The following is a 9,341-nucleotide window of genomic DNA, read 5'->3' as shown; positions in this document are numbered from 1 at the left end:
TCCCGTATATAAGTTTTCGGGGCTCCATCCCTTCAGCCATTTGGTTTTCGGCCCACTGTCTTGCTGTCTACGCTTAAAGATAGGAGTTACCTCCAACCCTCCAAGACTCGCTACAGGTGAATGGCTAGTTCTTACCTGATGGGGTTCCCACCCATTATGGAATATCACCTATGCTCGGACGCTCTATACTTTCTTAACGTGTTAAAAAGGTTTCTCATCATCTTATATAAATTACTTTACCTTCTGTATTAATATGCTCCAGTAAATACTCATTATTGATATGTTCATAGTGCAAAAGGTCAAAAAAATAAGGTAATGGGTAGACCTCATTTAATAAATCATTCAGGTTATAGACTGTATTGTCTGAAATTTCCTCACCACAAATAGCCAAATCAACATCTGAACCTTTTTTATAATTACCATGAGCACGACTCCCAAATATAATCGCCTTCTTAATATCCGTAAATTGACTAAGTGCTTGTTTTATGTATTCAATATCGGTTTGCATTAATCCGTACATTTTAAAGTTCCTTTTTGAATTTTTCATATAATAATTTAAAAGCAGGATAATATGCTGCTTGAATCTCCTCAACAAACTTTTCAGCAAAAGCTGCATCATAAGTATGAGTCGTTAGGTTCCGTTTTGACAATGCATCAATCCAAATGTGGCCATCTTCAATTAACCCTGATTGAAATGACTGTTTGATTGTTTCCCTTGGACTTTTTACTAGGTAACCTTGAGATTCTAAATAATCCTTCATTACCTTCCAAGCTAATTCAAAGGTCATTTCAAATATTTGAATGATCCCCGCCCTTTCTAAATCTGTTTTAATCTCATGCTGGGAATATTTTTCTAAAAGATTGTAGGATTTTTCAAAGTTTTCAAACCTTTGTCTCCAACGAGTATCTTTTAAAGGATCCATATGTTTCCTCCTCTAACTCATAAAAAGTTCGTAATTTTCACTATAAATCAATATTCGTTATTAAAAATGAAAATCCTTTGCAGTTACCTCGTTTTTTAAACACCAATTATGCTCGCTGACTTTCATATTTAATGTCTATTAACTTTAACATATTCCAATAACTAATGTAGAACTTTCATTGTTGCTATCAAGTAATATCGATGAGAAAATTACAAAATTAAAAGTGCAGCAAATACCTCCTGTTTAATGATTTAACAGAGGGAATGCTACACTGTCGTATAAATATTGCATAAAGTTATTGTTCTAATGCTTCCATATTAGGTACCACAGTAGGTTTGGTACGGCTGGGTTGACGGCTCAGGTGGTTTACTGTAATCAGCCTGGTCGGGGGAGTGAGCGTAAGGGTTTGATAGAACATCAAGAAGCTGCTCCATTACGCTATAGTCTCCTTGTTTCTCAGCCGCTTCTAAAGCCTCTTCTACTCGGTGATTACGAGGAATCACCGCAGGATTACTGTTTCTCATCAACTGCTGCGATGAGTCTCTTGATTCCTCCTGTCTATCCAGTCTCTCCTGCCATAATTTATACCACTGTTCAAATTCTTCGGTTCCAAAAAATACTGTATCCTCCAGCTTATCAAAAGTTAATGCACGGAAGGTATTCGTATAGTCTGCACGATACTTCTTCATCATACTGAGAAGGTATTCAATAAGAGATTCATCCTGTTTCTCTTCATTAAATATTCCTAGTTTTTCTCTCATCCCCGCGAGCCAATGACGGTGATACAACATAGAAAAATCTGAAATCGCATCCTGGGCCAGTTCCAAAGCCTGCTCCTCATCATCATGCAATAGTGGCAATAGGCTTTCAGCAAATCGCGCGAGATTCCACCCTGCCATATACGGTTGATTGCCATAAGCATATCGACCTTTAATGTCAATGGAACTAAATACCGTTTCCGGGTCATAGGTATCCATGAAAGCACAAGGCCCATAATCGATCTTTTCTCCACTAATGGTCATGTTATCGGTATTCATCACTCCATGTATGAAGCCAACCAGCTGCCATTTGGCAATTAGAGAAGCTTGGCGCTTGATCACTTCCTGAAGAAGTGAAAGATATCGGTTTTCATCTTCTTTTATATCAGGAAAGTGGCGCTTAAGTGTATAGTCGGCAAGCTCTCTGAGATCTTCCTCTGTGCCAAAGTTTGCAATGTATTGAAAAGTACCCACGCGAATATGACTTGCAGCAACGCGGGTTAGAATGGCACCAGGCAGTTCGGTTTCACGGATGATTGATTCCCCAGTTGTCAACACTGCCAGGCTTCGTGTGCTAGGAATTCCAAGTGCATGCATCGCTTCACTGATGATATATTCGCGCAGCATCGGTCCAAGTGCCGCTCGACCATCACCCCCACGGGAGTATGGCGTTCTTCCTGAGCCTTTAAGCTGAATGTCAACACGTTCACCAGCAGGAGTGACCTGCTCACCAATTAGCATTGCCCGGCCGTCCCCTAACATGGTAAAACCACCGAATTGATGACCCGCGTATGCTTGAGCAAGAGGTAAAGAACCTTCTGGGATCTCGTTACCTGATAGGACCGCTACACCCTCTTCACTTCGGAGTCCATTTCCATTTAATCCCAAATATTCTGCCAACGAATTATTGAAAATAATCAATTTTGGCGAACGTACAGGGTTGGGGTCAAGAGTGGAAAACATTGATTCCGGGAGCCGTGTATAACTGTTGTCAAAGTTCCATCCTTGTTCTATCATTTCATTCTCTCCTTTTTCTGTGATTTGTGATATGTATCCTCATTTTTCTTTTAGAGTACCTTTAGTGTTACTTTTGCCATTTTCATATACTCTAACACATTCGACGAAAGGATTTGTGTCCTTAAAATACACAAACTGAGTTTAAAGATCAGTTTGATGAATCTCCATCATCCTGTCTCAACTCAGCGTTAATAAGCTTTTTACTTTTTTCGAATTAATGGTTTTCAACTATTCCCACTTAGACACATAACTTGCTAGTGCGAATCCTCCAATGAGCCAGGCACCTAGGATCAGCACTTTCAGGGTTTTTCGAAATACCCGTAATAATGAAGCCAATGGACATAAATGCAAGTGTTCCCGCAAGCGATGAAAAAGATTAAAGCGAGCCAAGAGCCGACCACATTAATATGAAAGATGAGGTTCGCAATCCATACGACTTGCAATGCTTGGGTTCCATTAAGGAGTAGGCGCGCAGTTATTTGGGCAGTGATAAAGGTGGATGTTTTTAATATCGTTCCCTGCATTCTGCGTAAAATCCCTCTTTGTTAAACGATAACAGCGAAAGTTTTCCTCGTTACGAATGATCCGATCCTGAAGCTTAAGCACATAAAATCTTAGCATCATTGCCATCAAGATAATCGTGAGGACCATTGTTAATATGACAAGGCTAAGCAGAATCTGACTCTCTATATTTTGGACAATGTAGATAACCGATAAAATGAGGGTAACGAGAGTGAGAAGTGAGAGACCTCTATGGAACATTGGATCAATCTTTCTATGATTTTGATAGTTTTGCTCGTCCATTTTGATAACTTCCTACTTTTTCATTCTATTAAAATGTATATCGACGATCTCGATTAATTAGAACGAAAGAAATACGAGGACGGTTCTCTTGTTTCTCGGGACACGGAGGCAGGTTCCTTGTCCCGTTTTTACTTAACCAGAATACATCAAATATCCTAGAGGTTCTTTAGCATTCATCCTTTCCCGCAACACTTCTTATACTTCTTACCGCTTCCACAGGGGCAAGGTTCATTTCTTCCTACTTTCACCCGATTTCTTATGTCCACCACGTTGGATTTTACAGGACTAGGCTTATCTGTAAGTGTTTGTCCATTACTTGCCCTAAGCACTTCATCTGGCATATTGCCTTTAAGTACCCACATACGACTGTTATTGTGAAGAATGACCAACTTCTGCATTAATTGTTGCATGAACTCCATTGATGGAATTTCAAATTGACTCTGGAAGTATTGAATCATCATATTCGTATCGGCATCCATCTGGATCATGTTCGTATATTGCAAAGCGGTTTCGTATAATTCCTCTGGATGAAGGTCGTACTGTTTCATTAAGAATTGAAGAAAGTCGTTCATCGCAGGAGTGCGATCTACGTAATTTTCCTGCCCAGCTTTCAGCAACTGACTTTTCGTAAATGGATAATACGGAATATCCTCCCGCACTTTATGTTCGTCCTTGAGTTTGGCTACATCAAATACTCTGTGATCTGCAAGCCCATATCCTGTGAATCTTACTTGTTCATAATAGTCACTTGCAGCCGCCATTACATCTATATAATGTAGGATATCTACTTCTTTTCCAGTCAGTTCTTCCAGATAATCAAATTGAGCAAGACTTTCCATTACTCCATAATAATAGAGCATCCCATGTGTCAAGGTAATCCATTCCGTGTTTTGACGAACCTGGTTTTTCAGATCAATCCCATCTGTTTTTCGAAAAATCCCAATGAGTTCTTCGGGCATCACCAGCATTTTGTGTTCGTTTTGGTAACTTGGAAAAGCAATACCGTATCGCTGAAGGGACTCGATCTTCGCCCGCGGATATTGGCCTGCCTTTGTCCTGCCCGAATTCTCCACTATTCTTTTTACTAAATTGTACCTCTCCTGATCCAAAGTAAATAAAACTCTTTCGAAATGATCAGGGATGAGTTTCTCCAGCTGGAGAGCCAACTCCGCTTTCTTCAGTGAGCTTAACCCTTTAAGGTTCAGCATTTTGCGGATGACATCCATTTCACTTTTGGTCAGTTTGCCCAATACATCAGGGAGCTTACAAAGACATTCTACATCCTTCCATAGTTGTTTTTCCCTTTTCGTTTCTAACGCTTCACGATCCTCATGAGCCAGTTGTATCCCTTTTAGAAGCATATTTCTGGTTTTGTTATCCATGATGGACACCTCCTATGAAAAAACAAGCAAGACGAATACCATGCTGCTTGTATATCAAAAGTTTTATTATAAACTGAGTTGTGCTACACACTCCACATGCGTCGTATGCGGAAACATATCTACAGGTTGGACTTGTTGGGTTTTGTAGCCGCCGTCTTCTAAAATGCGGAGGTCACGGGCGAGTGTTGCTGGGTTACAGGATACGTAAACGACTTTATTTGGTTTCATATCTAGGATTGTGTTTAGTAGTGCCTCGTCACAGCCTTTCCTTGGTGGGTCGACGACGATTGTGTCTGCTTTAATTCCTTTTTCGTACCAGGCTGGGATCACATTCTCCGCTTCCCCGACTTCAAATTCTACGTTTGTCATACCGTTCAATTCGGCATTCCGTTTCGCATCTTCAATCGCTTCAGGGACAATTTCAACTCCGTATACTTTGTTCGCTTGTTGCGCTAAAAAGAGTGAGATTGTGCCAATTCCACAATAAGCGTCGATGACTGTTTCGTTTCCTTCAAGCTGTGCATATTCAAGTGCTTTCTCGTAAAGCACTTTTGTTTGTGCTGGGTTCACTTGATAGAAGGATCGAGCTGAAATCGCAAATTGAATATCGCCGATTGAGTCGTAGATATATTCTTCTCCCCAAAGAACCCGGGTTTGGTCACCGAAAATGACATTCGTCTTCTTCGGGTTAATGTTTTGCACGATTGAGCGCACATTAGGAATCTGATCAACGATATCAGAAATAATGTTTTTCTTGTTCGGCAGTTCTTTCCCTTTCGTAACGAGTACGACCATGATTTGTTTCGTGTTTTGTCCATACTTTGCAACGACATGTCGCAGGGTTCCTTTATGGGTACGTTCATCGTATGCTCTGATTCCGTACTTGTTTGCGATCTCTTTTACCGTTTGAACGACTAGGTCATTCGCTTCCTGTTGGATTAAGCATTCTTTCATATCGATGATTCGGTGACTTCCTTGCTGGTAGAAGCCTGTAATGAGGCCGCCTTCTTCCTCTCCAACTGGGACCTGTGCTTTATTCCGGTAACGCCATGGGTCGTCCATTCCGAGGACAGGGTGAACCGTTACATCATCTAGTTTTCCGATTCGTTCAAGTACGTCTTGGACTTGCTTTCGTTTGTATTCGAGCTGTCCTTTATATGTTAGATGCTGAAGCTGGCAGCCTCCGCATTGATTGTAAATCGGGCATGGCGGTGTTGTCCGGTGCTCGCTTTCTTTCATAACCTCCAATAAACGTCCAAACCCAAAGCCCTTTTTCGTCTTGGTTACTTTCACTTTCGCTTCTTCACCTGGAAGTCCTCTTGGTACAAAGAGTGTGTAGCCATCCACTTTAGCAACTCCTGCGCCGTCATGGGATAAGTCTTCAAATGTAACGTCGATGATCTCGTTTTTCTGAACCGGTAATGCTTGTTTTGGCATATCGTTTCCTTCTTCCGCTCTCAAAATTCTTATCTGATTGTAGCACAATTCAACTCCGATAAACAAAATAACGGACAAATAAAAGCCCTCAGCCGTATGATGCTAAGAGCGTTTTCCCATAAGCTTATTTCATATGTTTTTGGATAATTTTAAAATAAAGCATTTCGTGGATGGTTAACAGTTGAATACCTTATATCAAGTTCAGAGGATTTCCTACAGGTCGAACAGATCAACACCATGTTCCATCGCATTTTCAATAACGTGCCTCTAGCCCTCATCGGTTTTGTAAAACAGGCTTTCGATTGTAGCTAATACGCTGCCACCCAATTACCATGATGGAAAGCGCAATGACAACAAAAGCAATAAAGTAAGGTGAAATCACCTCTCGAATCGCACCAGCCGTAAGTGAGCTTGTAATGATTCCTAACGAAAATACGGCAGACAGAATACCAAAGGCGGTTCCGTGTTTACTTTTATCAATTTTTTCTGTAATCAAGGTTGTAATAGCAGGAAACAGCACACCCAAACCGATTCCTACCACGAACAACATTTGACTGAGTTCAAGAGGCACGAACGGGACAACCATCTGGTAAAAACACACCCCCAATATGAGCATGCCAACCATCGTCCGGATCAATGCCGAAATCCTGTTGATCCAGGTCATGCAGACGACAAGCAACGTCCCGACACCCATATAGCTGAACAACTTGCCTGCTTCACTCGTGGATAATCCTTCTTCCACCACTAAAAAAGGCAGCTCATAACCGAGGGTTCCTTGCGCGTACATCAAGGAAAAACCGACAAAATAGATCATCAACAGTTGTTGATCAAGCTTTAACCCGCCGCCAGCCTTCTCTTTTTTATAGACGATGATTGGTTCGAATTCTTTAATATATAATAGAGCGATGATGGCTGTAACAAGGATGGATGCTCCAATAATGAAATAAGCACCTCTATAATTCAAAATTTCAACCAAGTACCCACCGATCAAAGGAGATACGATATGCGCAATCGTCATGAGCAGGCCATTAAATGCCATGTTTTTCCCCTGTTGATGGCTGTTCTTCGCATAACCTGACAATAGAGCAAAACAAGCTGGTGTCATAAAAGCAAGCACAAGACCATTGAACAAACGTAAGACTAGTAAACTGTCAGGATTGGAGGCAATTCCATGCCCCATCATCAAAAATCCAGATAAAAATAACGGAATTACGATGAACTTTTTCTTCCCGAATGTATCAATCAAAGGACCCGCAATCAAGTTGCCGCACATGTTCGCAAAGGAAGACACACTCATCATGATGCTTACAAAAAAGCTTGTGGCCCCAAGCGCTACCGCATAAGGCGTAAAAATGGGAAATTGGATATGTAAACTCAATGACAACAAAAAAAGCACCATAAAAATCGCAGCCATGCCTCTTCTTTTCTCGTCCATAAAATCACCTCCACCTAAAGTGTATGAACGAAATTAAAAAAGAGACATGCAATGAAGCGTTTTCCTAGATTATAAAATAAATCTTTATAGGTATTAGTTCAGATCTGGCTGCTTGCTCTTCGCTGTTTGTTTTTTCGTCGCTTTCTTTTTCCATACCTTTTGTGCATTCGTGTTTCCACTATCGAGGTAAAACTCTCCTATCCTCTTGTCATGTAAAGTGTTATTCATATTATGTTACTCTTCTAATTTCATTTTAGGAAAAGAAATAATGACATCTGTTCCTTTGCCTACTTCACTTTTAATTTCCATTTTGCCTTTCATTTTTTTAATAATAGCAAAGGAAACCATGGTCCCGAGACCCGTACCTTTTTCTTTTGTTGAATAGTACGGTGTTCCAAGTCTCTGGATTTGCTGAGGTGTCATTCCAATACCAGTATCTTTTATATTCATAACAACCGTATCATTCAGCTGCTTTGCCGTAATTTCTAAAATGCCACCGTGTTGCATTGACTCGATCGCATTTTTGCCGATATTTATTAAAGCCTGATGAAACTTTTGTTTATCTCCAAAGATGGATAATTCGCCATTGTCAGGGCACTCTGTGTTAATTTGTATATTATTATAGTTGGCATAGGTCAGGAGAACATTCGATATATGGATGACTTCATCAATTACGTTGATTGTTTCAATGATTTCGCTATCTGGTTTTGCAAGAGAGAGATAATCCGAGATGATTAGATCTGCACGGTCCAATTCGTCTAGACATATTTTTTGAAAGTACTCTCTCTTTTCCTTATCCTGATCGGTATCCCCCAATAATTGTATAAAGCCTCTTACAGATGTTAGCGGGTTTCGTACTTCATGGGCTACGGAAGCAGCCATTTCACTGACCATTCTTATTTTTTCACTTTTATACACTTCATCTTGCATATGAAAATATCTATTAAGAAATTCAATTAAGTAAACACAAGCACCAATAATAATCCCCTGTACTAGATAGGTTTGTATTGTATCTATAAAACGATTAAACATCAGATCAAACCGCTGAATATATGCAAGATATAACGAAATTGTGATCAGTTTCATAAGCGAACATAATATCACTGCTACGATTATTTTTTGATAAATTCTTAAATTGCCATAGCTTCTAAGAGCATAGAGAACGATAAATAAACTAGGCAACACGGTCATGAGGTAAAGTAAATTATCTGGATTCCCCAAAATAAACCGATATGAAACAAGAACACAATACAATGTGATTGCGACTGGCACCCCTCCATATAAAGACCCGATTATTACTGGAATAGACCGGAAATCATAGGTTATCCCGTTTATATCTATAGGCAGAGACATAACGAGGATTAAGATTAATGAAAAGAGAAAGCCCAGCATGATACGGTATAATACAATGTTGTTTTTAAATTTATGTACATACGGATAAAGAAATAATGGAGAGAATATAAAGAAAATATTTAAAATGAAATCTTTAAGGTGCTCTACCATTGAATGCCCCCGGTTCCAGATTGTTTTTCTTTCTTAACTTGTGTGGAATGTAGTTGACTTGTTATGAACAATCCGATGCCGA

General features: G+C 40.0%; 9 protein-coding genes and 1 pseudogene. All 10 read right to left on the bottom strand.

The window, feature by feature from the left end:
• Positions 1 to 217: 217 nt before the first annotated feature.
• Positions 218 to 520 (bottom strand): nucleotidyltransferase domain-containing protein, encoded by a 303-nt coding sequence (locus NON16_RS17960; protein WP_257350800.1) that lies wholly within the window; start codon positions 518 to 520, stop codon positions 218 to 220.
• A 1-nt stretch (position 521) separates the two neighbouring features.
• Positions 522 to 923 carry a nucleotidyltransferase substrate binding protein gene (locus tag NON16_RS17955; protein WP_257350799.1) on the bottom strand — a complete coding sequence of 134 codons (402 nt, stop codon included), beginning with the start codon at positions 921 to 923 and terminating at the stop codon, positions 522 to 524.
• Between the two features lie 317 nt (positions 924 to 1,240).
• Positions 1,241 to 2,698: a protein adenylyltransferase SelO gene (locus tag NON16_RS17950; protein ID WP_372508839.1), complete on the bottom strand. Its 1,458-nt coding sequence runs from the start codon at positions 2,696 to 2,698 to the stop codon at positions 1,241 to 1,243.
• A gap of 286 nt (positions 2,699 to 2,984) precedes the next feature.
• A pseudogene (locus NON16_RS25720) lies at positions 2,985 to 3,243 on the bottom strand (ABC transporter permease); the annotation flags it as partial.
• Positions 3,155 to 3,502, bottom strand: coding sequence for a DUF6526 family protein (locus tag NON16_RS17940; protein WP_308216628.1), 348 nt, complete (start codon positions 3,500 to 3,502; stop codon positions 3,155 to 3,157). The gene NON16_RS17940 and the pseudogene NON16_RS25720, both read right to left, overlap by 89 nt.
• Before the next feature lie 173 nt (positions 3,503 to 3,675).
• Positions 3,676 to 4,884: a YecA family protein gene (locus tag NON16_RS17935; RefSeq protein WP_257350798.1), complete on the bottom strand. Its 1,209-nt coding sequence runs from the start codon at positions 4,882 to 4,884 to the stop codon at positions 3,676 to 3,678.
• Positions 4,885 to 4,950: 66 nt separating this feature from the next.
• Positions 4,951 to 6,321: a 23S rRNA (uracil(1939)-C(5))-methyltransferase RlmD gene (rlmD, locus tag NON16_RS17930; protein WP_257350797.1), complete on the bottom strand. Its 1,371-nt coding sequence runs from the start codon at positions 6,319 to 6,321 to the stop codon at positions 4,951 to 4,953.
• A gap of 274 nt (positions 6,322 to 6,595) precedes the next feature.
• Complete coding sequence (locus tag NON16_RS17925; protein WP_257350796.1) at positions 6,596 to 7,756, bottom strand: MFS transporter; 1,161 nt, start codon at positions 7,754 to 7,756, stop codon at positions 6,596 to 6,598.
• A 93-nt stretch (positions 7,757 to 7,849) separates the two neighbouring features.
• Entirely contained in the window at positions 7,850 to 7,984 is a 135-nt protein-coding gene (locus NON16_RS17920; protein WP_257350795.1) for a hypothetical protein, read from the bottom strand.
• A gap of 6 nt (positions 7,985 to 7,990) precedes the next feature.
• Positions 7,991 to 9,259 carry a sensor histidine kinase gene (locus tag NON16_RS17915; protein WP_257350794.1) on the bottom strand — a complete coding sequence of 423 codons (1,269 nt, stop codon included), beginning with the start codon at positions 9,257 to 9,259 and terminating at the stop codon, positions 7,991 to 7,993.
• Positions 9,260 to 9,341 lie beyond the last annotated feature (82 nt).

Source organism: Pseudalkalibacillus decolorationis (genome assembly GCF_024609785.1).
Classification (GTDB): Bacteria; Bacillota; Bacilli; order Bacillales; family Fictibacillaceae; genus Pseudalkalibacillus; species Pseudalkalibacillus decolorationis.
The sequence above is the reverse complement of the archived record's forward strand: the minus strand, read 5'-3'. Positions and strand labels throughout refer to the sequence as shown.